The sequence below is a fragment of the Labilithrix sp. genome (assembly GCA_019637155.1).
Taxonomy (GTDB): Bacteria; Myxococcota_A; Polyangia; order Polyangiales; family Polyangiaceae; genus Labilithrix.
This window is the reverse complement of the sequence record JAHBWE010000004.1, coordinates 426366-452401: the sequence shown is the minus strand read 5'-3', so window position 1 is coordinate 452401 and position 26036 is coordinate 426366. Positions and strand designations below refer to the sequence as shown.

Here is a 26036-nt window from a genome sequence, read left to right as displayed (position 1 = left end):
CGAAGCGCTACCCAGGAGGCGCGCGGAAGATCACTGCACTTTGAGCGCGGCGGAGCCCTTGATCCCGCTCGCGCCGTCGGCGGCGGTGACGGTGACGTCGCCGATCGCGACACCCACCGCGACGCCGTTTCCGTCGATCGTCGCCTTCGTCGCGTCGGAGGTCGACCACGCCGCCGAGCGCGTGACGTCGACGGTGTTGCCGTTCGCGTAGACGCCGGTCGCGACGAACGGGAACGGCGCGCCCACCGCGACGGTGGCCGGGTTCGGCGTGACGTTGATCGCGACGAGCGAGGGCGCCGCGCCGCGCACGACGACGACGGTGCGCGCCTCGACGTTGCTCGCGACGTCGAGCGCCGTGATCGTCGTCTCCCCCTCCGCGATCGCGGTCACGACGCCGAACGAGCCCTGCGTGCGACCGACCGTGGCCGCGGCCTCGTTCGACGACGACCACTGCACGCGCGCCGTCGCGTCGTCGATCGCGCCGCCTTCGAAGGTGGTGACGGCGGTGAAGATGCGGATCTGTCCCGGCGCGAGCGCGGCGGTCGGCGTCGGATCGATCCGCAGCGACGCGACCTTCGAGCCGAGGACGACGAAAGAGAGCGACGTCGACGCTTCGCTGTCGGGATCGTCGATCCGCAGCGTGGCGTTGCCGCTCTGGGAGCCGGGCGAGACGACGCCGTCCGGCTCCACGTCGAGCACGTCGCGCGGCGTGACCGTGAACGCCACGCGATCGGTCACGTTCTCGATCGGACCGCCGCCGGGGAAGCGGCGCGTCACGATGACGTTCGCGCTCTGGCCCGGCGCGAGCGTCGTCGTGGTCGCGGTCGCCTCGAGCGTCGGCTGCCGCGTCTCGGCGCACGCGATCACCGCGACGAGGACACAGAAGAGGAGAGCGAGCCGGCGCACCATCGCCCCGACCCTAACACGGCGAAACAACCGATCATGGTGTCGCGACGTTGCGACGCCGAAAGACCGCGGGAGGTATGAGGTCGCGCCCAACCCCATGGAATCACACGATACTTACACTGGCACCCCGTGTGCACCTTTGCGCGACATCATGAAGGCTCCCCTCCGCGTCCTCGGCTTCCTTCCCGTCCTCGCCGCCCTCGCCGCCGGCTGCGCCGACGATCCCGCCTCCGACCCGAAGAGCGCGTCGTCGGAGGCGACGGGGGAGATCGTGCTGAGCGCGAAGGCCGAGCCGCTGTCGTCGTTCTCGTTCGACACCGGTCTCGTCCCGTCGGGCTCGCCAGCGCAGGTGCAGCTGAAGCTCGCGGCGGGCGGCGGCGTCTCGGTCATCGCGATCGGAACGCCGAGCGCGAACGGGCTCGACGGCAAGAAGGGCTCCGGCAAGCTCGCGGTGAACGTGCACGTGAAGCTCGACGGCAAGCTCAAGGTCGAGTCGCCGCTCAAGACGATCGACGAGGACCTGCCCGGGCTCGAGGACATCGACATCGCGATCAAGGGCGAGGCGGCGTTCGATCCGTTCCTCGTCGGCGAGAACGAGAGCGCGCGGGTCGAGGCGAGGATCCCCGCCGCCGATCTCCCCGAGATCCCGCTCGGCGCGACGCCGGGCAAGCTTCGCCTCTCCGTCGTGGAGGGCAGCGTCCTCCGCTCCACCTTCAAGGGCTCCTGCATCGGCGTCGCGAGCGAGATGGCGAGCTACCGCGGCGAGCTCGCGACGTCGGGCAACTTGATCCTCAAGGGCACGCTCGTCGTCGAGCTCGGCGGGATGTTCGACAAGGAGGTCGAGCTCGGCGAGATCGCGGTGCCGATCCCCGCCGCGACGACGCCCCTCGCGTTCGGCGAGAAGCCGGCCGCGGGCGCGGCGGACGACCAGAGCGGCGCGAAGTGCGGCGCGCCGAAGACGGGCGCGCCGAGGACCGACGGCAAGGCGACCACCGACACGAGCGGCAAGGCCTGCCTCGGGATCACGTGCGAGGACGTCGGCGGCGCGTGCGGCGACCACGACGACGGCTGCGGGAACAAGTTCAACTGCGGCGCGTGCGAGGAGCCCGGCTCGATCTGCACGCCGACGACGTGCGAGCGGCTCGGCAAGACGTGCGGCGTCCACGCGAACGGCTGCGGCGGCACCGTGAGCTGCGGCACGTGCCCGACGACGTGCGCGACCGACGAGCGCGAGCCGAACAACAGCTACCGCGACGCGACGAGCCTCGGCGCCGGCAACGACTGGGACGGCTACGACCGCACGATCGCGAAGCTCGAGGCCTCCGACGGCGACGAGGATTGGTTCTCTCTCTACGTCGCGGACCGCGGCCTCAACGGCAACCCGACGATCACGGCGACGTCCACCGATCGCAAGCTCGAGGTCGCGATCTTCCACGTCTGCGACTCGCTCCCGAACTACTCGTACTGCAACGGAAGCGGCACGGTCGAGAGCAGCCCTGGCAGGGGCTGCATCTCGACCGGCACGGTCTCGCTGAACACCGACTGCAGCGGCACGGACGAGAGCGGCACCACCTACGTCCGCGTCCGCAAGAGCGCGTCCGACGGCACGTGCCACTCGTACGACCTCACCGTCTCGGTGAAGTGAAGCTCAGGGCGTCTTCTGAGCGACCTTCGCGAGCTCGTGCCCAGTGATATCCATCACTGGGCCTTGACGACGTCGATGACGGCCTGGACCGACTGCGCGCTCTTGGCGAGCATGCCCTTCTCTTCCTCGGAGAGGTTGATGTCGACGATCTTCTCGACGCCCTTGCCGCCGACGACGACCGGGACGCCCATGAAGGTGTCCTTGTAGCCGTACTCGCCGTCGAGGTACGCCGCGCACGCGAGGACGCGCTTCTGATCGAGGAGGTACGCCTCCGCCATCGCGACCGCGGCCGACGCCGGCGCGTAGTAGGCGCTCGTGCCCATGAGGTTGACGATCTCGCCGCCGCCCTTGCGCGTGCGCTCGATGATCGATTGGAGCTTGTCCTTCGCGATGAAGGTCGACGCGGGGATGCCGTTGATCGTCGTCATCGAGAGCACCGGCACCATGTCGTCGCCGTGGCCGCCGAGCACCATCGCGCGCACGTCCTTCACGCTGCAGCCCGCCTCGCGCGCGAGGAAGAGCTGGAAGCGCGCGGAGTCGAGGACGCCGGCCATGCCCGCGATCTTCGAGCGGTCGCAGCCGGTGACGCGCTTGTACTCGTAGACCATCGCGTCGAGCGGGTTCGACACGACGATGACGAACGCATCGGGGCAGTGCTTCTTCGCGTTGTTCGCGACGTCGCGGATGATCGGGAGGTTGACCGCGACGAGGTCGTCGCGCGACTGCCCCGGCTTGCGCGGGATGCCGGCGGTGACGATGAGGACGTCCGCGCCCGCGAGGTCTTCCCACTTCGAGCTGCCGGTCAGCTTCGAGTCGTAGCCGAGGATCGAGCTGTTCTGCTCGAGGTCGAGCGCCTTGCCCTTCGCGAAGCTCTCCTTCGCAGGGATGTCGAAGAGCACGACGTCGCCGAGCTCCTTGTTCGCGCAGAGCCGCGCGAGCTCGCCGCCGATGTTGCCTGCGCCAATGAGACCGATCTTCTTGCGGGTGGGCATGGGCGCCGTTCTAGGGCTCCCTCGCCGGCCGGTCAACGTGCGAGCTTGACCGTGGCCCAGTCTGCGGCGTCGGAGTCCATGTCCGAGAGGAACTTCGCGAGCGAAACGCCGCCGGACTCGACCGTGAAGGCGTCGCCGTCCTTCCTGAACACGCGGCGAAGGAAGGTGTGCGCGGTGCCGTCGTCGATGAAGTAGCGGCCGTTCGTCGACGTGTCGAAGGTCGCCGCCATCGTCGCCTCGAGCGTCGTCTTGAAGTCGGTCGCGCTCATCGGCAAGGGCAACGTGAAGAACATCCGAATGGTCTGATCGTGCTCGGTGGAGAGGACCGCGAAGCGCGCCTTCGGGTACTGCTTCATGTAGTAGGGCAAGATCTTCGTCACGTCCGTCGCGCAACCTTCGCACGCCGCGCTGAAGCCGCCCGGGAGGTCCCACATCTCCGACCACGTCGCGTAGTGCGGCAGCTTCTCCGGCGGGAACGGCGGCCCGGAGTCGTCGATGAGGTCGACGCGGGTCGGCGCGAAGGCGACCGCGAAGCGCTCGTAGTTCATCGCCGAGCCGAAGCCGCCCGCGCTCGAGCCGGTCAGCGTGACGCGCTCCACGTCCTTGAAGGTCGGCACGAGACGCTTCAGGAACGCCACGATGTTGCGACGCCCGAAGTGCTTGATCTTCATCCCCTCGTAGTCCTGCTCCTTGTCGCCGGAGTGGACGTCGCCGGTGCAGTACGGGACGTAGACGAAGCTCGCGTCCTTGTACGGGCTCTCCACCACGGTGCGGTCGAAGATGCTGGTGGGGAACGCCTCGACCTGCGCCTCGAACTTGTCCTCGCCGAAGCCGCCCGGGATGTTCGCGACGATCTGCGAGTTGCCGCAGGTCGTCTTGTTCCAGCACGCACCGCCACCCTCGAGGTAGACGACGAGCTTCTTCGCCGTGCCCATGTTCACGCCGATGCCGGTGGTGCTGCCGTTCGCGCAGGTCGAGTCGGCGAACGGCACCCACGTCCACTCGTTCACCTTCGCCTCGATCGGCTTCGGCCCCTCCTCGCCTGCGTCCGGATCCGCGCCGCTGCTGCCGCTCGAGCTGGTCGACGAAGAGGTCGATGACGACGTCGACGATGAGGACGAGCTCGAGCTGCTCGTCGACGCGGGGTCGTCCGAGCAGGCAACGAGCGACGCGACGGCGATGAATAGAACGGCGAGGGGGCGCTTCATGGGCGCCCCCTATAGCTCAGGGCTTCACGCCGTTCCAGGTCGCGTCGGTGTCCATCGCGGTCAAGAACTGCGCGAGCGTGACGCCGCCTTCTCCCGTCACCGGCGGCAGCGGCGTTCCGGTCTCGTTGTTTCCGGGCGGGTCCATCTTGAAGAGCATCGTGTGGCCGGTGCCCGCGAGCACGAAGTAGCGACCGTTCGTCGAGCCGTCGAACGTGTCGCTCGTGACGGTTCCGAGCGTCGACTTGAACTCGGTGCCCGGCATCGTGTCGGGGAACTTGAAGAAGTTCCGGATCGTCTGGTCCTCGTCGTAGGAGAGGAGCGCGAAGCGGCTGCTCGGGTACTTCGTGAAGTAGTACGGGAGGAGCTTCACCGGATCCGCCGCGCAGCCCTCGCAGTCGGCGGGGAACGCGCCTTCGAGGTCCCACGCCGGCGACCAGGCCGCGTTGTAGTGGACCATCTTGTCGGCCGGGAACGGCGGGCCCGAGTCGTCGACGAGGTCGACGCGCTTGCCGCTGAACGCCTCCGCGACGCGACCGTAGCTGATCGCGGCGCCGAAGCCACCCGCGCTCGAGCCCGTCAGCGTGATGCGCTCGGCGTCCTTGAAGGTGGGGACGAGGCGCTTCAGGAACGCGGCGATGTTGCGCCGCCCGAAGTGCTTGAGCGCCGGCGTGCCGTAGTCGGCCTCCTTGTCGCCCGAGTGGACGTCGCCCGTGCAATACGGGATGTAGACGAGGCTCGCGTCCTTGTACGGGTTGCCCTCCGTCGCGCGATCGAGGTGCGAGCCCGGCATCTGCGCCACGCGCCCGTTGAACTTCGTCTCGTCGAAGCCGTCGATGTTCGACGCGAGCTGCCCGATCTTGCACGTCGCGTCGTTCCAGCACGCGCCGCCGCCTTCCAGGTAGATGACGACGCGGTTCGACGTGCCCTTGTTGATGCCGAGGCCGGTCGGCGAGCCGTTCGCGCAGGTCGAGTCCGCGAACGGGACCCACGTCCACTTGTTCGCCTCCGCCTCGATCGGCTCCGGCTCGTCGCTCGCGTCCGGACCGCCGCTGCTCGAAGAGCTCGTGCTGCTCGAGGAGCTCGTGGAGCTCGTGGAGCTGTTCGGCTGCGGATCGTCGTCCGAGCACGCGGCGAGCGACGCGAAGGCAGCAAGACTCATGACACCGAAGGACCCAAGGACGGAACGAAGCACCATCCGGACACGCTAGCGCAGCGCCGTTCGCTTCGCGAGCACGCGCGCGACGACGCGGACCTCGCGCGGTGCGCCCTCCTTCCAGGCGTAGAGCTGGGCTTCGTGCCGGTCGTCGTGCTCGTGGATGACGAGGTGCGTGCGCGCGGCGCGGTATGGGTTCGTCTCGTCCTGTTCGGGCTCGCCCTCGGCCCAGGAGCCTAGGTTCACGTAGGTCGCGGCGCCGAGGTCGCGTGTGTCGGGGACGTGGGTGTGGCCCATCACGACGAACGACGCCGGGAAGAGACGAACGAGCTCGGCGGCGCGCTCGGCCATCAGCTTCGCGGGGTCGACGCTCGGGCGGCCCGCCGACAGCTCGGCGTGGAGGAGGAGCCACACCACCGCCACGATCGCGGCGGGGAACCACTGACCGAGGACGAGCAGCGTCACGAGGAGCGGCAGCGCGAGCGCGAAGACGCCGAGGCGATCGAGCATGACGCTCGCGAGGACCAGGCGCGGCGTCCGCACCATCGAGGGCACGTGCAGGGCGAGCGCCTCCTCGAGCTTCGCGCGCGGCACGCCGGTCCGCGCGGCGCGCTCCTCGAGCCTCACCTCGTGCTCCCGCTTCACGACGAGCCCCGCCGGCGTGTCGTACGCGGCGGCCACGTCCTGCAGCATGCGCACGCACTCCCAGAAGCGGCGGTGGAGATCGGCCGCCCCGCGCAGACCGAGCATCAGGCCCCACGAGATGTAGCTCGCGAGCCCGCGGTCCTCGTGGCCGTACTCCTTCATCCCCGGCGTGCGGCGGACGATGTAACGGAGGAGCGCGTCCGAGAGCGACGGGAACACGCGCGCCGGCTCGAGCGGCGACACCGGCGCGAGCACGTAAGGCACCGCGCAGAACGGATCGTACTGATGCCCGTGCTCGACGTAGACGAGGCCTTCGCGGTGGACGAACCAAGGCTCGAAGTCGATGCGCGCGCGCGCGTCGTCGTCGGGGCCCGCGATGCGATCGCGGAAGGCCTCCTGCGCCGCGTCCCAGTGCAGCTCGAGGTCGTGGTTGCCTTGCACGAACGTGACCGCGTTGCCGGCCGCGACGAAGACGCGGAGCGACGTGAACACGTCGGCGTGGCGCTCCTCCGCGCGCGCGAGCTTGAGCAGCACGCGGTCCGCGCGGCCCCCGAGGCCGTAGCCCTTCTCGCTCTCGGAGAGCTCGCCCTCGAGCGCGTCGCCGGGACGCGGATCGATCGACATCCCGACGAAGTCGACGAAGTCGCCGACGACGACGAGCCGCCACCGCTTCGCGCCGGGCGCGGGCGGCAACGAGCTGTAGTGTGCGAGGCAGAGCGCGAGGTCGCGATCGATGTCGCTCGACCGCGGGTGCGTGTGCCCGCCGTCGTTCAGATCGCTCCCGAGATGCACGTCGGACAGGAGCAACAGGCTCTCGCGCGGCGTCGACACGGAGCCGTTCTAACCCATTTGCGCAGGTCGCTGCGCAAGCATGACGGCGGTTGCACGCATCGCTGCGCGTGGCAGACCTTCGACGTGCGACGCGCGCTCGGCCTCCTCTTCCTCGCGTTTCTCGGGTGCCTCCTCGGCTGCGATGCCGACGCCGAGACGGAGCACGGGTCGCAGGCCGTGGAGCTCGCGGCGGCGCGGACGATCCGGTTCTCGGGTCACGACTGGATCGTGAAGGACGGCGACGGCTTCGGCCCCGGCCCGAACCGCTGGCGCGCCGACAACGTGTTCGTCGACGACGCCGGCGCGCTCCACCTCCGCGTCGCGCGCGACGCGAGCGGGCGCTGGAGCTGCGCGGAGATCCGGTCGGTGGAGCCCTTCGGCTGGGGCACCTACCGCTTCGACGTCGAAGGCCGCCTCGACGAGCTGCCGCCGCAAGCCGTGCTCGGCCTCTTCAACTACCCGCGCTGGGGCACGCCGCCGGACGCGACGAGCGAGATCGACGTCGAGATCGCGCAGTGGGGCGATCCGAACGCCGACCGCGGGAGCTTCACGCTCTGGGGTGGTGGGGCGGAGCCGCTCTGGAGCGAGCGCTTCCCGCTCACGCTCTACGGCACGCACACGTCGCACGCGTTCGAGTGGCGGAGCGACGTCGTCCGCTTCGCGAGCCGGCATGGTCACGGCGCGAACGGCGTCCCGATCGCGCTCCGCGAGCACCGGCCCGTCGGCGGCGCGGGCGAAGATCCGCGCCCGGTTCACCTGAATCTCTGGCTCTTCCGCGGCGAAGAGCCGCCCTCGGGCTTCGAGGTCGTCGTGCGCCGCTTCGTCTACGCGCCGTGAAGCGCGCAGCTGCGTAGAACGCTTCGCGCTACGCCCCGCCTGCGCCCGCGCCAACTCCGTGTTACGGGGCCGTTTCCCAGAGTTTGCGCCTGCTCGGGCTCCGTCCCGAGCGGAGGGTGCGTTGTTTGCATCGTCAGGTGAGCAAATGGTTCAACCAGTTTCCAAGAAGTCTACCGCCCTCAAGAACATGCTTCGGGGGCCCGGCCTCCACTTCCTGATGGAGGCCCACAACGGCCTCTCGGCGAAGATCGCCGAAGAAGCCGGCTTCGAAGGGATCTGGGGCTCGGGCCTCTCGATTTCGGCCGCGCTCGGCGTGCGCGACAACAACGAGGCGAGCTGGACGCAGGTGCTCGAGGTCGTCGAGTTCATGGCCGACGCGACGAAGGTGCCGATCCTCCTCGACGGCGACACCGGCTACGGCAACTTCAACAGCGCGCGGCGCCTCGTCACGAAGCTCGAGCAGCGCGGCATCGCCGGCGTCTGCATCGAGGACAAGCTGTTCCCGAAGACGAACAGCTTCATCCGCGGCACCGCGCAGCCGCTCGCCGACATGTTCGAGCACGCGGGGAAGATCCGCGCGATGAAGGAGGCCCAGCGCGACGACGACTTCGTGGTCGTCGCCCGCGTCGAGGCGCTCATCGCGGGCCACGGCATGGAAGAGGCGATCAAGCGCGGCGAGGAGTACCGGAAGGCCGGCGCCGACGCGGTGCTCATCCACTCGTCGAAGAAGAACGCGGCCGAGATCCTCCAGTTCAAGAAGGAGTGGGGCGACCGGCTCCCGCTCGTGATCGTCCCGACGAAGTACTACACGACGCCGACGGAGGCCTTCCGCGAGGCCGGCTTCAAGATCGTCATCTGGGCGAACCACCTCATGCGCTCGGCGCTCGCGACGATGCAGGCGACGGCGAAGCAGATCTTCGAGGACCAGTCGCTCATCAACGTGGAGGAGAAGGTCGCGCCGCTCGCCGACGTGTTCCGCCTCCAAGGCGAGCCCGAGCTCGAGAAGGCCGAGAAGGCGTACCTCCCGCAGGGCGGCGTCGTCACGCGCGGCATCGTCCTCGCCGCCGGCCGCGGCGACGAGACGCTCGGCGACCTCGTGAAGGACAAGCCGAAGACGATGCTCCCGATCGCGGGCAAGCCGATCCTCGGGCACATCCTCGACGCCTACCGCTCCGCGAACGTGCGCGACCTCGTCGTCGTCCGCGGCTTCGCGAAGGAGACCGTGAACCTCCCCGGCGTCACGTACGCCGACAACGACGCGTGGGCGACGACGGGCGAAGTGGCCTCGCTCGCGACCGCGAAGGCCTCGCTCGAGGGCGCGGCGTGCCTCGTCTCCTACGGCGACGTCGTGTTCAAGAAGCACGTCCTCGACGAGCTCCTCGACGCCGAGGGCGACTTCGTGATCGCGGTCGACTCGCTGCCGGCGTCGGACGACAAGTCGAAGCCGCGCCGCGCGGACTGGGTCATCGCGTCGGAGCCGCACTCGCGGAAGACGCTCCTCGGCCACGTCACGCTGAAGGACATGGCGACGGCACCGGACGCGCCGGGCATCACCGGCGAGTGGACCGGCATCCTCAAGACCTCGGCCGCCGGCGGCAAGGTCATCGCCGATCTCCTCGGCAAGCTCGACGCGCCGGAGCTCGCGAAGCTCTCGATGCCGGACCTCCTCCGCCGCCTCGTGAAGGACGGCAACGGCGTGCGCGTCGTGTACTCGCGCGGCGGCTGGCTCGACGTGAACACGCTCAGTGACGTCGTGAAGGGGAGCAACTTCCAGTGATCGAGGCGAAGTCCTTCGTCGAGACGGCGCGCCAGGCCGGGTTCGGGCTCTACACGGGCGTCCCCTGCTCGTACGTGAAGCCGTTCATCAACTACGTCATCGACGCGCAGGCGCACGGCCCGACCGACGCGCGCGGCCGCCCCGCGCTCTCGTACGTCGGCGCGGCGAACGAGGGCGACGCGGTCGCGATCGCGACCGGCGCCGAGCTCGGCGGCAAGCGCGCGATCACGATGATGCAGAACTCGGGGCTCGGGAACGCGGTGTCGCCGTTGACGTCGCTCAACGCGATCTTCCGCATCCCGACGCTGCTCATCGTCACGCTGCGCGGCGAGCCCGGCGGACCGAAGGACGAGCCGCAGCACGAGCTGATGGGTCAGATCACGACCAAGATGCTCGAGACGATGAACGTCGGCTGGGAGTACTTCCCGACCGAGGAGAGCGAGGTCGCGAACGCGATCGAGCGCGCGGTCGGCCACATGAACAAGACCGAGCTGCCGTTCTGCTTCGTGATGAAGAAGGACAGCGTCGCGCCGCACAAGCTCACGTCGAAGCCGACGATGCGCCAGGTGCCGCCGGTCGATCCGGCCGCGTCGCTCGCCGACTTCCCCGCCGTGCGTCCCTCGCGCACGGAGGTGCTGCGCGCGGTGCAGAAGGCGGCCGGCCCGGACGATCTCCTCGTCGCGACGACGGGCTACACCGGGCGCGAGCTCTACGCGTGCGACGACCGCGACAACCAGCTCTACATGGTCGGTTCGATGGGCTGCGCGGCGCCGTTCGGCCTCGGCCTCGCGCGCGCGCGGCCGGACAAGCGCGTCATCGTCCTCGACGGCGACGGCGCGCTGCTCATGCGCATGGGCTGCCTCGCGACGCTCGGCTACGAGCGCCCCGCGAACCTCGTCCACGTGCTCCTCGACAACGAGGCGCACGACTCGACCGGCACGCAGTCGACGGTCACGCACTCGGTCGATCTCGGCGGCTGCGCGCGCGCGTGCGGCTACCCTGACGTCGCGCGCGTCGCGGACGCCGCCGCGCTCGAGGCCGCGCTCGCCGATCGCAAGAACGGCCTCCGCTTCCTCCACGTCAAGACGCGCCCCGGCGCACCGGAAGACCTCCCGCGCCCGAAGATCACGCCGCGCGAAGTGGCGGCGCGCCTTCGCCAGCACCTCGCCTCCGGAGCCGCGTCGTGAAGACCATCCTCCTGAACCCCGGCCCCGTCTCGATGACGGCGAAGGTCCACGCCGCCCTCACGGCGGAGGACGTGTGCCATCGCGAGCCGGAGTTCAAGGCGCTCGTCGGCCGCGTGCGCGAGAAGATCACGGCGATCTACGACACGAAGGCGTACACGCCCGTCCTCGTCGGCGGCTCCGGCACCGCCGCGGTCGAGACGATGCTCGCGGTCATCCCGCGCGCGGGGACCACCTCGCTCGTCGTCGCGAACGGCGTCTACGGCGAGCGCATGGCCGCGATGCTGAAGGCGCAAGGCAAGGCACACGAGGTCGCGAACGCGGCGGCGTGGACCTCGCCGCCCGATCTCGCGGCCGCCGAGAAGGCGATCGCGAGCGGGCGCTTCCAGCACGTCCTCGCGGTGCACCACGAGACGACGACGGGTCGCCTCAACGACCTCGCCGCGTTGGGTGCACTATGCAAGAAGCACGGCGTGCCGATGCTCGTCGACGCGGTCTCGTCGTTCGCGGGCGAGGCCGTCGACTTCGACGCCTGGAACATCGAGGCCGCGGCCGCGACCGCGAACAAGTGCGTCCACGGCGCGCCGGGCGTGTCGTTCGTGCTCGTGAAGAGCGAGGCGCTCGCGCGTCCGTCCGGGGCGACGAGCGTGTACCTCGATCTCCACAAACACGCGGCCGAGCAGGCGAAGGGCTCCACCCCCTTCACGCTGCCGACCCACGTGACGTTCGCCCTCGACGCCGCGCTCGACGAGCTCGCGGCGAGCGGCGGCTGGAGGTCGCGTCATGCGACCTACGCGGCGCGGTCCCTCCGCGTGCGGAACCAGCTCAAGGAGCTGGGCGTGAAGTTGCTCCTCGAGAGCGATGGCGTCTACGGATCGACGTTGACGTCGTGGACGCTCCCCGAGGGCAAGACGTACGAGGCGCTCCACGCGCGCCTCAAGAGCGACGGATTCGTGATTTACGCAGGACAAGGGAAGTTCGATGGAGCCATCTTCCGCATCGCAGTCATGGGAGAGATCGGAGACGGTGACCTCGACCGACTCTGCGCCTCGCTCCGCGCCGCGCTTGGTGGCTAGGAGCTCGGCTCCGCCGAAGGACGTCGTGGACGCGCTCCTCGACGCCGCGACGGATCCGCCGAACCGCCTCTACCGCTACCCGGCCGCGCGCGCGCTGCTCCCGATCCTCGGGCGCATCCCGTGGCTGACGCCGAACCACGTCACCTACGTCCACATCGTCTTCGGCCTCGTCGCGGCGGGCCTCGTCGCGTTCACGGAGGCGCGGATCTGGCTCCTCGTCGCGTTCGTCGCGTCGGAGATCCGGATGATCCTCGACTGCTTCGACGGCGTGCTCGCGCGCGCGAAGGGCTCGTCCTCGCCGTTCGGGCGCGCGCTCGACGAGATCGCCGACACGATCGCGGCGATCACGATGGCGTGCGCGTTCACGCACCGCCTCCAGCTCGGCGGCACCGGCGTCTTCGTCGCGTGCGCGATGCTCGCGATCGGCGGCCTCTGCGCGAACGCGTGGGACTTCTACAAGCGGAAGCTCCAGACCGCGCTCAAGGACGACAAGGACGGCCCGTTCGAGGAGCTCCGCCAGAAGAAGGCGCTCATCGAGGGCGGCAAGGGCACGCTCCTCGGCTACTGGGGCGTGTACTTCGACTGCTTCCAGGTCCTCCTCTACGAGGTGCGGCCCGAGAACGGCGACGCGGTCGGCGTCATCCGCCGCCGCGCGGCGAGCCCGGGCATGCGCCGCTTCGCGGGCCTCCTCGGCTTCCTCTCGTTCGACAACGGTCTCACCATCATGCACCTCGGCGTGCTGACGGGGCTCTTCTTCGAGACGGAGCTCTTCATCGTCGCGTACGCCTTCTGCATGTGGATCACGACGATGATCGGGGCCCGCGTCGTGCTCCGCGACGTCGAGGCGGAGGCGCTCGCATGACGACCGATCGGATCGACAAGGCGATCATCCTCGCGGCGGGGATGGGCAAGCGCATCTCGAAGACTCCGGAGACGCAGCACACGCCGAAGCCGCTCTTGCCGATCCACGAGAGCGGCCTCACGTTCGTCGACTGGCACCTCCGCGCGCTCACCGCCGCGGGCGCGCGCGAGATCTACCTCGTCGGCTCGCAGGCCACGTTCGGCAAGCAGACACAGGCGATGGCGAAGGTCCCGGTGACGTGGATCATGAACGACTTCCCGGGCGACACGACGGGGAGCGGCCACTCCACCCACCTCGCGTTCACGAGCAAACACGGCATCCTCGACGGAAAATCGCGGGTCGTGTTGATGGACGCCGATGTCGTCTACGACCCCACGCTCTTTCACGACCTCGCGAAGGCGCCGGGGAAGAAGTCGAAGACGCTCGTCTGCGGCACGTACCGCGAGACGGACGAGGAGGTCATGGTCTTCGCCGGCCCCGACGGCGTACCGCTCGTCCACGGCAAGGGCCTCCTCGGCACGCCGACGGTGGCGGCCCTCTCGTGCCTCGGCGAGGCGACGGGCCTCTTGCTCCTCGAGCCGGAGGACCACGCCCACTGGCTCGCCGCGGCGGCGTGGTGCATGAAGTTCTCGACCGCGAAGACGCGCAGCGAGCACGAGGACATCACCCAGCGCCTGATGCTCGCGCGCGCCCTCGACGTCGTCTCCTTCCGCGACGACGGCCGCTGCATGGAGTGCGACACCCCCGAGGAGTACGCCACCGTCCGCAGCGAGATGGTCCCCCGCTGGCTCCCGAGCCTGCCCTGCTGCGCGTGACGCAGCGCTCGCGCTGGACCTCGACTGTCCCTTTACGGACAATCAGAGCATGCGCCATCTTTGCCTCGCTCTCGTCCTCCTCGGTCTCGTCTCCGGTTGCTCGATGGAGTCGAAGTTCGCGAACGACGCGAAGAAGTCGACGGTGCACGTCGCGATCGCGCGGGACGGTTCGACGACGATGGACGGCAAGCCCGCCTCCGGCAACGAGCTGACGACGCGCGCGCACGAGAACGCGGACGCCCATTTCGTCGTCGACGCGGAGCGAGAGGTCTCGTTCCAGGTGCTCCTCTCCACGCTGGAGCGCCTCCGCGCGGGGGGTGCGAACGACATCGCGCTCGGCATCATCCTCGCGAGCTCGGATCCGAGCGCGAAGGCGGCGGGCAGCGCGGCGCCGCCGCCCTCGGGTCCGGCGACGGGACCGACGCCGCCGCCGCGCGCGGCGATCACGCCCGGCACGCGCTGGGATTGCCCGTTCCCCGCGAACGCGGCGAAGACCGACGCGAACGTGCTCGTCGTCGTGCACGTCGAGACCGACGGCAAGCCGGTGAGCGCCGACGTCCTCGAAGATCCGGGCGGCGGCTTCGGCGAAGCGGCGAAGAAGTGCGCGCTCGAGAAGGCCTACGTCGCCGCGCAAGACGTGAACGGTCAGCCCGTCCGCGCAGCGACGTTCCCCTTCTACATCCACTTCGTCGCGAAGTGAGCCGTCCTCACATGTGGGCGATGATGTTGTCGCCGAACTCGCTGCACTTGATCTCGGTCGCGCCCTCCATGAGGCGCGCGAAGTCGTAGGTGACCTTCTTGCTCGAGATCGCGCCGTCCATGCCCTTGATGATGAGGTCGGCCGCTTCGGTCCAGCCCAGGTGCCGGAGCATCATCTCGCCGGAGAGGACGACCGAGCCCGGGTTCACCTTGTCGAGGTCGGCGTACTTCGGCGCGGTGCCGTGCGTCGCCTCGAAGATGGCGTGGCCCGTGACGTAGTTGATGTTGCCGCCCGGCGCGATGCCGATGCCGCCGACCTGCGCCGCGAGCGCGTCGGAGAGGTAGTCGCCGTTGAGGTTCAGCGTCGCGATGACGTCGAACTCCTTCGCGCGCGTGAGCACCTGCTGGAGCGTGATGTCGGCGATCGCGTCCTTGACGAGGACCTTGCCCTTCGCGAGCTGCTCCTTCTGCTCCGCGTTCGCGGCGTCCTCGCCCTTCGCTTCCTTCGTCTTCTCCCACTGGCCCCAGGTGTAGACGTGATCGCCGAACTCCTTCTCGGCGAGCGCGTAGCCCCACTTCATGAAGGCACCTTCGGTGAACTTCATGATGTTGCCCTTGTGGACGAGGGTGACGCTCTTGCGCTTGTTCTTGATCGCGTAGTCGATCGACGCGCGCACGAGGCGCTCGGTGCCCTCCTGCGAGACCGGCTTGATGCCGACGCCGGTGGTGCCGGGGAAGCGGATCTTCTTGTAGTCCTTCGGGAACTCCTTCTCGAGGAACGCGAGGATCTTCTTCGCGTCGGCGGAGCCCGCCTCCCAGTCGAGGCCGGCGTAGATGTCCTCCGTGTTCTCGCGGAAGATCACCATATTGACGTCGCCCGGCTTCTTCACCGGTGACGGCACGCCGTTGAACCAGCGCACGGGGCGGAGGCACACGTAGAGGTCGAGGAGCTGGCGGAGCGCGACGTTGAGCGAGCGGATGCCGCCGCCGATCGGCGTCGTGAGCGGGCCCTTGATGCCGACGAGGTACTTCTTGAAGTCCTCGACCGTCTGGTCCGGCAGCCAGTTGTTGGTCTGCTTGAAGGCCTTCTCGCCCGCGAGCACCTCGTGCCACGCGATCTTCTTCTTGCCGCCGTACGCCTTCTCGACCGACGCGTCGAACACGCGGACGCTCGCGCGCCAGATGTCGCGGCCGGTCCCGTCGCCCTCGATGAACGGGATGATCGGGTTGTCGGGGACCTGGAGCTTGTTTCCAGCGCCCATCGTGATCGGCTGGCCATTCGGAGCAGCGGACATTGTCGAACCTCGCGAGGGTTTGAGGGTTTAGGGGGGAGTCGGAGTTACCACGCCTGGCGGCCGGCGCGAACAGCTGCCTGCTGCTCGATCGCCTCGGGTACGTGAGGACCGGAGGCAGCGGAAATGCGCGTCTCTCCCGCGTATTTCGGCGGAAAACAAGGTGGCAGCGGGCGTGCTTGATGCTATCGCCACCGTCGAGGTCGCCACGCCATGTCCCAAGCACCCCGCGCCCTGCATGCCCGCGCCAAGATGGACTCCGTCGATCTCTGGACCGACGTCGCGCGCGACCTCTGGCAGGTCGAGCTCGCGAACGGTCAGGTCTGCGCGATGAGCGTCGACGAGCTCGACGCCTCGTTCGAGCGCGGCGAGATCGGCCTCCACACGCGCGTGCAGCGCCCGAGCGGCGGCGACTGGCGCACGCTCGCCGAGGCCGCGGGGGTCGACGACAGCATCCGTCCGGTCTCGAGCGAGATCGAGCTCGTCGAGATCCCGCGCCCGCCGCCCCTCCCGCGCCGCATCCTCGCCTCGGAGCCGGACCTCACGAGCGCCGAGCTCGCGCTGATCCCTCCGCCGCGCCGCACGGGCAGCCGCCTCGCCGCCGTCGCCGTCTTCGGCCTCCTCGTCGGCGGCCTCGCCGCGTGGCGCTACATGCCGGCGCACCCGTCCCCGACCATCGCGACCACGACGATCCCCGCACCGACGACGCCCATCGCCGCCGCGCAGCCGGCGGAAGCAGAGACGCCCGCGCCCGCCGCCGCAGCGCCCGAGACCACCCCTGCCCCCGAAGGCAACGCCATCTCCGAGCCGACCGCCACGACGGAGCCGAAGACCGCCGCATCGAAGCCGCTCAAGAAGAAGAAGGCGACCCCGGCGACCAAGCAGAAGACGACGTGGAAGCACCGCACGAAGGTGCGCGCGGGGAAGAAGAAGCAGGCCTGAGCGGCGCTCGGGCGCGAGCGCTCGGAGGTTCAGGGACCGCGTGCAAGGCTTCGCTACGCGCGATGAACGCCGCCTCTCCCGTAACCTTCAGCTACGAGGAGTATCTCGAGCTCGAGGCCAGGAGCGACGGTCGTCAAGAACGGTCGCTCGTTGGCAGAGGCCATCACCAATCCAACGGTCATCGTCGAGGTCCTCTCCGACGCAACGGAGCGCTACGATCGCGACGGGAAGTTCAAGAGCTACCAGACGCTGGCATCGCTTCGTGAGTACGTGCTCACCGTGCGCTACTCCACGACGGTCCAGCTGCCGCCGCAGGGGAGGTCGACGGGGCGGGGTGTTCCGGAGGAGCCGAGCTGGAGCTTGTGTTTGCCGCAGGCCGTGAGGAGGCCCTGCTCGTTGGCTTCGCCGATGACGCGGCCGTCGAGGAAGACGCGGTGGCCCTTCGACGACGCCGAGAAGACGAGCACCGTCTCGTGCTCCCCCACCTCCTCGATGGCACCCTCCTGGTACAACACCGGCGGCACCGCGACCGCCGCGCTCGGCGGAGGAGGCGCGGCCGCAGCAGCCGCCGGCGGAGGAGGAGCGGCGTCCTTCTTCGGCCCGAGGCCGAACACGACCTTGCTGCGGTCGAGCACGTCGGGCTTCATCAGCGCCACGCTCATCAGCGCGACGCTGCCGAGCGCGAACACGATCGTGAGGACGAGCGCGAGCGTCGAGGCGAACGCCCGCGGCTGCGCCGCCGCCGGCGGGAAGCTCGGGTACATCGAGCCCATCGACGTCGGCGCGAGGCTCTCGAACGCGCTGCCGGCGGGTCCCGTCGCCGGCGCGTGGAGCTCGCGGCGCGACGTCGGCGCGAGCGCCGGCTGATACGGCGTGAGGCCCTGGCTGTCGCCCGCGTCGTACTTCGCGACCGCGAGCGCGCCGACCGAGAGCGGGAGCGGCGATGAGGGCGCGGAGAAGTCGCCCGCGGGGAACTTCACGCTGCGCACCGAGGGAGCCTTCACCTTCGGCAACGAAGAGTGAACCGACTTGCGATCGTAGAAGGACGTCGCCGCGTCGTCGTCGTCGTCCTCCGGCGCGGGAGGCGGCAGCGTGTGGATCGGCATCCGCGGGATGCCCGCGCGCGCCGCCGGCAGCCGCGACGACGACGAGCGGCGCGGCGGCGGAAGCAGGAGAGCGGGCCGGCGCGCAGGTGTCGCAACCGACGAGGAGGAAAGAGGAGGCGGAGGCGGCGACGCCGCCGCCTCCCGCTTCAGCGCGTCGAGCTCCATGTGGAGGAGCTCCTCGAAATCCATCGCCACGACTTCGGTGGCGTCGGGATCGATCGAGCGATCCTCCTGCGTCACGTCTTTAGAGTCGTTGTGGTTCAAGGTGCGCCCTCGGCTCTCATTGTGGCTTATTACGCAACATGCGCAACTCAACGCCGCTCAAAGTGCGCAAACCCAGCGCTAAAGCCTTGATTTCGCGCGGTAAGCGGCGGCGTTTCGGCCTAGAGTGTCGGGCGCGATGCCGTCTCTCCCCTCCTCTTCTAGTGTCGTCGTCGCCCTCCTCGCCGCCGCGAGCATGCTCACCGGCAGCGCGAGCGGTCAGGCACGCCCGCCGCGCTACACCGCCGAGACGCCCGACCTCACGATCGACGCGCACAAGGCGCGCGCGATCGCGGGGCCGACCGACGGCGATCGCGTCGCCGCGCTCGCGGTCATCGCGCAGGTCGGAGACCGCGCCGCGCAGGGAGCCGCGCTGAAGGCGATCCGCGACGCGATCGCGGGCATGCCGGAGAAGAGCGACGTCCGCGGCGACGCCGCCGCGCTCGCGCGATCGCTCGAGGCCGACGAGGGCACGCCCGCCGGCGCGGACAAGGCGAAGACGGAGGCGGGCATCCTCAGCGACGTCGCGGTGCTCGGTCCCTTCCGCGACACCGGCGGCGGGCTCGACGCGCACGACGGGCCCGAGACGAAGAAGACCGCGGCCGCGTTCGGCGATCCGAAGGAGGTCTACTCGTGGGGCACGGTCGAGGTCCGGTGGCGTCCGCTCCCGCCGACCTTCACGCAGGCGCGCGGCGTCCCGCTCGATCTCTTCGTCGCCCCGCGCAAGGAGAGCTGCACCTGGATCGCGTCGAAGATCACGCTCGACGCGAAGCGGTCGATCGTCGTGCGCCTCGCCGCGGCCGGCACCGCGCGCCTCGTGTTCGACGGCACCGACCTCGACAAGAGCGACGACGTCCACGAGACGATGCGCTTCGATCGCCTCGCGGCGAAGGTCGAGGCGACCGCAGGCCCGCACATCGTCGCGGCCAAGGTCTGCACCGGCGCGCTCGACGACTCCGGCCGCGTGCGCCTGCGCGTCACCGACGACAAGGGCGCGCCGCTCCCCAAGCTCACGGCGAGCGCGGACCTCGCGCCGAAGAGCGGCGAGACGCTGCCGTGGTCCACGAGCGCGAAGGACAAGGAGCGCGTGAAATTCACGAAGGTCGTCACGCCGCTCGTCCAGACCGCGAGCGGCAAGGGCGGCGGCGACGCGCTGCTCAACGCCGCGATCGTGCGCTCCATCGCCGGCGGCGACGACGAGAAGAGCCCGCGCGCGCCGGGCCAGCTCGACGCGTACCTCCAGAACCAGGCGCTCGATCCCGATCGCCTCGCGATCGCGGCGTGGATCACGGAGTCCGCGGTGAACAAGAGCGCGCGCCTCTACCGCGCGCGCGCGGCGGCGGTGAAGGCGAACGATGCGACGACGATCGCGTTCGTCGATCGCCGCCTCGTCGAGCAGCACCTCGACTCCGAGACGCCGGACTGGGCGATCGCGTCGTTCCGCGGCGCAGGGCTCGACAAGAAGCAGGACGGCGAGGCGCTCTGGCTCTCCGGCCACATCGCGAAGGCGCTCCGCGTCGAGTCGCTCCACCTCCGCGCGGGGCGCGACCTCACCGCCGCGTTCAAGGCGAACCGGAGCCAGGTGCCGCTCGCGATCCTCTTCGAGCTCGCGTCGATCGCGCGCTCCACCGACGCGACGACGTGGGTCGAGACGACGGAGGAGCTCTCGCGGCGCGGCACGCGCGGCGAGGTCCTCGTCGACGCGATGGGCTCCCGCACCCGCGCCGACGTCGAGGCCGCGGCGAAGGACGCGTTCGCGGGCGGCATGGACGACGCGGACGAGGCGCTCAGCGTCGCGCATCACGTCGTCGAGGCGGGCGGGCACGAGCTCGCCGCGCAGCTCTATCGCACGATCGCGCTCTGGGCCCCGAACCGTGCCGAGGCGTGGGCCGGCCTCGCGCGCGAGCTCGCGACGGTGTCGAGCGACGCGCGCGATCAGCAGACCGTGCTCGTCGCCCTGCGCCGCGCGCGTGAGCTCGCGCCGGGCGACGCGAAGTACCGCGCCGAGCTCGCGATGCGCCTCGGCAAGCCCGGCCAAGGCCCCTCCGCCGCCGCGCAGAGCGCGGAGGCGCGCGACGACGAGCGGTACCTCGTGAAGAGCGAGACGATCCTCGCGCGGAGGAAGGGCGTGCCCGCCGGCCCGCCCGACGTCGCCGATCGCGAGCTCCATTGGCTCCGCGCGGTGCGGATGCACCCGGACAACCGCGTCTCGCAGCTCATCCAGTACGGGCGCGAGATCGTGATCCCGCCGCGCACGCAGGGCGAGCTCTTCGAGATGATCCCGTCCGAGGGCGACGTCATCGAGATCTTGAAGGCGCGCGTGCACCGCAAGGACGGCGCGATCGCGTTCCCGGTCGAAGAGCACAACGACGGGAACCGCCCGCGCATCCGCTGGCCCGAGCTCGAGGCCGGCGACACGGTGGAGGTCGCGGTCCGCGAGTGGACGAGCACCGCGGTCGGCGGCCGTGGCGACGCGCCGTTCTACTTCATGGACTACGCCGGCTCGCCGGCGAGCCACCCGCTCCTCTACAACGAGGTCATCGTCGAGACCTCGCCCGGTCACCCGCTCTACGTCGACGTCCTCAACGACAAGCTCGCGCCGTACAAGAAGATCGAGAAGGACGACAAGGAGCGGAACGTCCACGTCGTCCAGCTGATCTGGGACAAGCCGCTCGTCGTCCCGGAGGAGCCGCTCGCGCCGCACACCTCCGAGGTCGCGCCCGTCATCGTCGGCTCCACCTTCAAGACGTGGGCCGACTTCCGCAAGTGGTACGGCGAGGCGATCCGCGGCTTCACCGAGCCCGACGACGAGGTCCGCCGCCTCGCCGCCGAGCTCACGAAGGGCAAGAAGACGCGCGACGAGAAGCTCCGCGCGCTCTTCGACTTCGTCGCCGACGACATCCGCTACGTGAACTACGTGAGCGGCGAGTGGTGGCTCCCGAACCGGCCGCAGCAGCTCCTCGCGCGGCGCGAGGGCGACTGCGACGACAAGGCGATCCTCCTCATCACCCTCCTCCGCTCGATCGGGATCGAGGCGCAGGAGGTCATGGTGCAGACGCGGATGACGGGCCAGCCGTCGCTCCTGCTCGGCAAGAACGCGGCGATACCGCTCTTCGATCACGGCATCGCCTACCTGCCCGGCCAGAACGGGCAGCCCGGGATGTACCTCGACGCGACGAGCCCGCAGTCGCGCCTCGGCCCGATCCCCTCGATGGACGCGCGCGCGGTCGCGCTCCGGATGGACGCGGGGCCGGCCGAGATCGTGACGCTCCCCGCGAGCTCGCCCGACGAGCACGGCGCCGACGTCACCTGGACGGTGAACGTCGCGGCCGACGGCTCCGGCGAGCTCACCGGCGAGGAGCGCCACTCCGGCGACTCCGCGTTCTGGCTCCGCACGAACATCGGCGAGGCGCAGGCGCGCGCGCAGTACGTCGAGAACAACCTCGTCGAGCCGTGGTTCCCCACGATCGACCTCGACAAGAAGATCGACTTCGAGGGCAACCTGAAGAACGGCGAGGCGCTCGTGAAGTACAAGGCGAAGTCGCGCGGCATGGCGCGGCGCGAGAACAAGGACCTCGTCCTCCCCCTCTCCCCCGCCGCGACGTACGGCTCGCAGATCGCGCCGCTCCCCACCCGCACGTTGCCGGTGCTCCTCCCCGCCTACTTCGCGCCGAACCACCAGAACCGCACCCTCCGCGCGATCGCGCCGCAAGGAATGGCGTGGTCCGAGCTCCCCCCCGGCGGCGACGCGAACGGCGGCGAGTTCGGCAAGGCCCACCTCGAGATCGCGCGCGATCCGAAGGACCCGCGCGCGATCGTGATCAAGCGGAGCGTCTCCTTCAACCAGCACCTCATCCCGGTCGACAAGTACCCCGCGTGGCGCGCGTGGGTGCAGCAGGTCGACGCCCTCATGCACAAGGAAGTGCGCCTCGTGGAGGCGAAGTGAACATGCGCCTCTCCTTCCTCGCCAAGGGCCTCGCGCCGCTCCTCCTCCTCGCCGCGTGCGGCGGTCCGCGCGACGTGAAGGCGCCGCGCGGCGACGCCGACGTCGCGACCCCGCTCGTCGCCGCGTTCCACGAAGAGGCGGGCGGCGATCAGGCCAAGGCCGCGGACATGTACCTCCGCGCGCTCGAGGGCGCCGCGCGATCGCCGGAGAACCCCACCAGCGTGTCGGTCGCGATGGCGGCGCTCGACGCGCTCGTGCACCGCGACGTCGCCGCGTTCGTGCAGTCGTCGTCGTCGAGCGCGCTCGTCGACCGCGTCCGGCCCGACGACCTCGCGCGCGCGGGCGGCGCGATCGACGACCGTCTCGCGAAGATCGCCGCCGGCGCGGAGGGCCCGTTCGTGCGCGGCCTCGTCGCGCGCGCGCGCCTCACGATCGCGGAGCGCAAGGGCGACGCCGCCGCGGCGGACAAGCTCCGCGACATGACGGGGTGCGCTCGCAGCGCGCAGCTCGCCGGCCCCGTCGCGTGGATGAACGTGAGCGCCGCGAGCGAGCCCGCGCTCTTCGACAAGCCGGGCGCGCTCCCGGCCGAGGTGCCGGGGCCGGGCCCCTTCATCCCGCGCGTGCGGCCGATGAAGGTCTCCGCCTTCGGCTGTTACCTCCCGCTCTACGCGGAGACGCCCGTCCTCGGCGTGCGCGAGGTCATCGTCGACGTCGCGGTCCCCGAGCGCGGCACGATCGGCGTCGGGCTCCGCTCCTCGTCCGCCGCGGTGATGCGCGCCGGCGGCGCCGTCGTCATCCAGCGCCCGCACGCGCTCGGCGGACGCACGGTCCCGCGCTTCGCGAAGATGGACGCGACGAAGGGGCGCCTCCGCCTCGCGGTGCGCGTCGGCATGGAGCAGGACTTCGAGAACGTCGAGATCGGCGCGTGGAACGCGAAGGGCCATCCGCTCCCGGTGTGGGCGCTCAAGCCCGGCGACGTCGCCGCTTCGACCGTGAGCAAGGTCACGCCGATCGAGCCCTCTCCCGATCCCCGGACCGAGCCCGAGCGGATCGCGATCGCGCTCGGCGCCCTCGCCGGCAACGAGCCGGCGCGAGCGGAGAGCCTCCTCGCCGCGAGCGTCGCCGCCCCGTCGACGTCGCCCGACGTGCTGCTCGTGTACGGGCGCGCGGTCCGCGCCGCGCGCGATCTCCCGAGCGTGAAGTCGCAGGAGCGCGCGCGCTCCGCCTACGAGCGCGTCCTCGAGACGTTCCCACAATCGTGGGAGGCCGTCCTCGAGCACGCCGTCCTCGCCGGCGCGCGCCGCGGCCGCGCCGAGGCGAACATCGAGGCGCTCACCGATCTCGACGCGCTGCGCGCGAAGACGAAGCCCTCCGTCCCCGCGCTCCTCGACGCGTTCGAGGCGCAGGTCGCGGGCCGCGAGTCGCTCTACGATCGCGCGCGCGCCGCGTTCGATCGCGCGAAGGGGCCGCTCGCGACGACCGCGCTCATCGTCGACACCGAGCGCGTCACCGAGGAGCGCACCGGCAAGGACCTCGTCGCCTTCGACTGCAGCGCGCGGGTCCCCGATCGCTCGAGCCTCGCCTGCCATCGCGCCCTCGTCGCGGTCGGCGATCGCGCGGGCGCGGAGCGGGAGCTCGAGCGGCTCCGCGCCCTCGCCGGCACGAGCCAGCTCTATCTCTCGCTGTCGACGCGGAGCGCGCTCGAGGCCGGCGACCTCGGCCGCGCGACGAAGCTGCTCGCGCAGATGAACCCGGGCGATCGCGCGCTCTCGTCGCTCTACGCCGCGAAGACGAAGACCGACGACCTCCTCCGCCTCGCGCCGTCCGCGCGCGACGCTCCCTCCGCGCTGCCCGGCATCCTCCGCGACTCGGGCGACGATCCGATCCGCCAGTTCGACGGCGTCGCGGAGAAGGCGGTGAACGACGCGAGCCTCGGCGCCGCGCTCGCCAACGCCGCGACCGCGGTCCTCGTCCACCGCGAGCGCTACGACGTCGCGCCGAACGGCCTCGTGCGCTTCACCGTCTTCGATGTCCGTCGCGTGATGGGCACGACCGACGTCGAGTCGAACGCGCAGGCCGCGGGGCCGATGCTCTACGGCCGCGACAACGTCCGCATCCTCCGCCGTCGCATCTTCAAGAAGGACGGCCGCGTCCTCCTGCCCGACCCGACGCCGCGCGCGGCGCAGTCGCACGCGGACCTCTCGCAGCTCGAGGCCGGCGACGCGGTCGAGGCGATCTACGAAGGCTGGGGGATCCCGAACGAGACCGGCAACGTCGGGATCGACACGCCGGACCTCTTGCCGGAGCGCACCGCCGTGCACGACGCGACGATCGAGCTCCGCTACCCGACCGCGGTGAAGAGCACGCTCTGGACGCACCCGCTCCTCGGCAAGGCGGAGGAGGCGACGGAGGGCGATCGCAAGGTCCTCGTCTGGAAGATGAAGGACCGCGCGGTGCGCCGCCTCGAGGCCGGCGTCGCGAAGATGGACCGCAGCGTCGGGATCAGCTTCTCGACCGCGACGTGGGACGACGTCGCGCGCGGCCTCCGCGAGACGATCGCGTCGCTCGAGTCGCCGTCGCCCGAGGTCTCGCAGTGGGCGCGCGAGGCGGCCCGCGGCGCGGCGCCGTCGCGCGAGCTCGTCGACCGCATCGTCGCGGCCTCGGGCCAGGCGGTGAAGGAGGCGAACGGGATGGTGCTGTCCGACCTCGATCTCGGTCGCGGCGGCAACCACGGCATGACCGCGCGCAACATCCTCGTCACGCACGAAGGGAGCCGCACCTGGCTCATCGTGCACGCGCTGCGCGAGCTCGGCGTGAAGACGGACATCGCGGTCGCGGAGAACGATCCGTTCTCGGAGAGCGTGTCGTTCCCGCCTCACTTCGGGCGCTTCCTCCATCCCCTCGCGATCGCGCACGTCCCCGATCCGAAGGCGCCGGGCGGCGCGGTCGACGTGTGGATCGACGCCGACGTCGCGGGACCGCCGCTCCCCGCGGGCCGCATCTCGCCGGAGCTCCGCGGCCGCAACGCGCTCTGGCCCGACGGCCGCATCGCGCCGCTCCCCACGATCGGCGACGAGATCGAGCGCGACGAGATCGACATCCGCCTCACGGTCGACGACAAGGGCGACGCGAAGGGGACGATCACGGTCCTCCTCCGCGGCAACACCGCGCAGAACCTCGCCGAGGCGCTCGTCCGGATCGTCGGCGTGGAGCGCGACCGCGCGCTCCGCGGCGTCGCGCTCGGCTGGGTGCCGTTCGCGACGGTGGAGAAGGTGGAGCTCTCGTCCACCGAGGGCAGCTGGCAGGTCGCGATCCGCGCCGACCTCACCGCGCCGGCGTACGCGCAGGTCGAGGGCACGAAGCCGGAGACGCGCGCGTGGATCCTGCCGGGGCTCGATCCGGTGCACTACGTCTTCCCGCGCCCGTTCGTGACGACGCTCTCGTCGACGTACGCGTCGCAAGCCGCACGCGAGAGCGCGCTCGCGATCAACCGCGCGACGCAGTACCACGTCCGCCGCCGCGTCGAGCTCCCCGCGAAGGCGCAGATCGCGCGCGTGCCGGGCCCCTTCGACGCGAAGGGCCCGCTCTTCAGCGCGACGCGGAAGATCAACGTCACCGGCACGTCGATGGAGGAGGACTTCACCCTCGACGTCGTCACCGGCACCGTCCCGCGCGACAAGTACGAGGCCTTCGTCACCGCCGCCCACCACGCCGACGACGCCTTCCGCGCCAGCACGCGCGTGAAGCCGCCCGCGCCTTAGCTCCGACCTCGACCTACTCATTGTCGCCGCACCTGTTCGGGTGACGCTGGGGACAACCGCTAGAGCTGTATCTTTCTGCCATGCGCAGAATTCACTTG

General features: G+C 70.4%; 18 protein-coding genes. 12 read left to right on the top strand and 6 right to left on the bottom strand.

Annotated elements, in window-relative coordinates; genetic code table 11:
* Positions 1 to 30: 30 nt before the first annotated feature.
* On the bottom strand, positions 31 to 909 hold the full coding sequence (locus tag KF837_10520) for an Ig-like domain-containing protein (GenBank protein MBX3227741.1): 879 nt from the start codon (positions 907 to 909) through the stop codon (positions 31 to 33).
* A 148-nt stretch (positions 910 to 1057) separates the two neighbouring features.
* On the opposite strand from KF837_10520, the gene KF837_10515 reads away from it, so the two are divergent.
* Positions 1058 to 2551: a hypothetical protein gene (locus KF837_10515; GenBank protein ID MBX3227740.1), complete on the top strand. Its 1494-nt coding sequence runs from the start codon at positions 1058 to 1060 to the stop codon at positions 2549 to 2551.
* Positions 2552 to 2604: 53 nt separating this feature from the next.
* On the opposite strand, the gene mdh is transcribed toward KF837_10515, so the two are convergent.
* From mdh to KF837_10495, 4 genes are read right to left on the bottom strand one after another with little or no spacing between them, the layout of a single operon-like run.
* On the bottom strand, positions 2605 to 3543 hold the full coding sequence (gene mdh / locus KF837_10510; protein ID MBX3227739.1) for a malate dehydrogenase: 939 nt from the start codon (positions 3541 to 3543) through the stop codon (positions 2605 to 2607).
* A 32-nt stretch (positions 3544 to 3575) separates the two neighbouring features.
* The gene (locus tag KF837_10505; GenBank protein MBX3227738.1) at positions 3576 to 4751 is read right to left on the bottom strand and encodes a hypothetical protein; all 1176 of its coding nucleotides are present in this window, start codon (positions 4749 to 4751) and stop codon (positions 3576 to 3578) included.
* Between the two features lie 16 nt (positions 4752 to 4767).
* Positions 4768 to 5910 (bottom strand): hypothetical protein, encoded by a 1143-nt coding sequence (locus KF837_10500; protein ID MBX3227737.1) that lies wholly within the window; start codon positions 5908 to 5910, stop codon positions 4768 to 4770.
* A gap of 45 nt (positions 5911 to 5955) precedes the next feature.
* Positions 5956 to 7380 (bottom strand): hypothetical protein, encoded by a 1425-nt coding sequence (locus KF837_10495; GenBank protein MBX3227736.1) that lies wholly within the window; start codon positions 7378 to 7380, stop codon positions 5956 to 5958.
* Positions 7381 to 7464: 84 nt separating this feature from the next.
* On the opposite strand from KF837_10495, the gene KF837_10490 reads away from it, so the two are divergent.
* From KF837_10490 to KF837_10460, 7 genes are all read left to right on the top strand, one after another.
* Positions 7465 to 8217 (top strand): glycoside hydrolase family 16 protein, encoded by a 753-nt coding sequence (locus tag KF837_10490; GenBank protein MBX3227735.1) that lies wholly within the window; start codon positions 7465 to 7467, stop codon positions 8215 to 8217.
* A 187-nt stretch (positions 8218 to 8404) separates the two neighbouring features.
* A complete protein-coding gene (gene aepX, locus KF837_10485) occupies positions 8405 to 9994 on the top strand; it encodes a phosphoenolpyruvate mutase (GenBank protein ID MBX3227734.1) in 1590 nt (529 codons plus the stop codon).
* Positions 9991 to 11181, top strand: coding sequence for a phosphonopyruvate decarboxylase (aepY, locus tag KF837_10480; GenBank protein MBX3227733.1), 1191 nt, complete (start codon positions 9991 to 9993; stop codon positions 11179 to 11181). The genes aepX and aepY overlap by 4 nt, the downstream gene beginning before the upstream one ends.
* Positions 11178 to 12254, top strand: a complete 1077-nt coding sequence (locus KF837_10475) for an aminotransferase class V-fold PLP-dependent enzyme (GenBank protein MBX3227732.1) — start codon at positions 11178 to 11180, stop codon at positions 12252 to 12254. The genes aepY and KF837_10475 overlap by 4 nt, the downstream gene beginning before the upstream one ends.
* On the top strand, positions 12247 to 13116 hold the full coding sequence (locus KF837_10470) for a CDP-alcohol phosphatidyltransferase family protein (GenBank protein ID MBX3227731.1): 870 nt from the start codon (positions 12247 to 12249) through the stop codon (positions 13114 to 13116). The genes KF837_10475 and KF837_10470 overlap by 8 nt, the downstream gene beginning before the upstream one ends.
* Positions 13113 to 13931 carry an NTP transferase domain-containing protein gene (locus KF837_10465; GenBank protein MBX3227730.1) on the top strand — a complete coding sequence of 273 codons (819 nt, stop codon included), beginning with the start codon at positions 13113 to 13115 and terminating at the stop codon, positions 13929 to 13931. Before KF837_10470 ends, KF837_10465 begins: the two co-directional genes overlap by 4 nt.
* Positions 13932 to 13980: 49 nt before the next feature.
* Positions 13981 to 14631, top strand: a complete 651-nt coding sequence (locus KF837_10460) for a hypothetical protein (protein MBX3227729.1) — start codon at positions 13981 to 13983, stop codon at positions 14629 to 14631.
* 7 nt (positions 14632 to 14638) lie between these two features.
* On the opposite strand, the gene icd is transcribed toward KF837_10460, so the two are convergent.
* On the bottom strand, positions 14639 to 15925 hold the full coding sequence (icd, locus tag KF837_10455) for an NADP-dependent isocitrate dehydrogenase (protein ID MBX3227728.1): 1287 nt from the start codon (positions 15923 to 15925) through the stop codon (positions 14639 to 14641).
* Positions 15926 to 16135: 210 nt separating this feature from the next.
* Here icd and KF837_10450 point away from each other — a divergent pair, with 210 nt between their 5' ends.
* The 4 genes from KF837_10450 to KF837_10435 all read left to right on the top strand — a co-directional run bounded on the left by KF837_10450 (position 16136) and on the right by KF837_10435 (position 25938).
* Positions 16136 to 16864 (top strand): hypothetical protein, encoded by a 729-nt coding sequence (locus KF837_10450; protein MBX3227727.1) that lies wholly within the window; start codon positions 16136 to 16138, stop codon positions 16862 to 16864.
* A 102-nt stretch (positions 16865 to 16966) separates the two neighbouring features.
* Positions 16967 to 17731, top strand: a complete 765-nt coding sequence (locus KF837_10445; GenBank protein MBX3227726.1) for a Uma2 family endonuclease — start codon at positions 16967 to 16969, stop codon at positions 17729 to 17731.
* 639 nt (positions 17732 to 18370) lie between these two features.
* On the top strand, positions 18371 to 22177 hold the full coding sequence (locus KF837_10440; GenBank protein MBX3227725.1) for a transglutaminase domain-containing protein: 3807 nt from the start codon (positions 18371 to 18373) through the stop codon (positions 22175 to 22177).
* 2 nt (positions 22178 to 22179) lie between these two features.
* Entirely contained in the window at positions 22180 to 25938 is a 3759-nt protein-coding gene (locus KF837_10435; GenBank protein ID MBX3227724.1) for a hypothetical protein, read from the top strand.
* Positions 25939 to 26036: the final 98 nt, after the last annotated feature.

Excerpts from the sequence above, each read along its gene's own strand:
- KF837_10440 (MBX3227725.1), top strand. The coding sequence starts at position 18,371 with ATGCCGTCTCTCCCCTCCTCTTCTAGTGTCGTCGTCGCCCTCCTCGCC.
- KF837_10505 (MBX3227738.1), bottom strand. The coding sequence starts at position 4,751 with ATGAAGCGCCCCCTCGCCGTTCTATTCATCGCCGTCGCGTCGCTCGTT.
- icd (MBX3227728.1), bottom strand. The coding sequence starts at position 15,925 with ATGTCCGCTGCTCCGAATGGCCAGCCGATCACGATGGGCGCTGGAAAC.
- KF837_10515 (MBX3227740.1), top strand. The coding sequence starts at position 1,058 with ATGAAGGCTCCCCTCCGCGTCCTCGGCTTCCTTCCCGTCCTCGCCGCC.
- KF837_10465 (MBX3227730.1), top strand. The coding sequence starts at position 13,113 with ATGACGACCGATCGGATCGACAAGGCGATCATCCTCGCGGCGGGGATG.
- KF837_10450 (MBX3227727.1), top strand. The coding sequence starts at position 16,136 with ATGTCCCAAGCACCCCGCGCCCTGCATGCCCGCGCCAAGATGGACTCC.
- KF837_10520 (MBX3227741.1), bottom strand. The coding sequence starts at position 909 with ATGGTGCGCCGGCTCGCTCTCCTCTTCTGTGTCCTCGTCGCGGTGATC.
- KF837_10460 (MBX3227729.1), top strand. The coding sequence starts at position 13,981 with ATGCGCCATCTTTGCCTCGCTCTCGTCCTCCTCGGTCTCGTCTCCGGT.
- KF837_10500 (MBX3227737.1), bottom strand. The coding sequence starts at position 5,910 with ATGAGTCTTGCTGCCTTCGCGTCGCTCGCCGCGTGCTCGGACGACGAT.
- aepX (MBX3227734.1), top strand. The coding sequence starts at position 8,405 with ATGCTTCGGGGGCCCGGCCTCCACTTCCTGATGGAGGCCCACAACGGC.
- KF837_10435 (MBX3227724.1), top strand. The coding sequence starts at position 22,180 with ATGCGCCTCTCCTTCCTCGCCAAGGGCCTCGCGCCGCTCCTCCTCCTC.
- mdh (MBX3227739.1), bottom strand. The coding sequence starts at position 3,543 with ATGCCCACCCGCAAGAAGATCGGTCTCATTGGCGCAGGCAACATCGGC.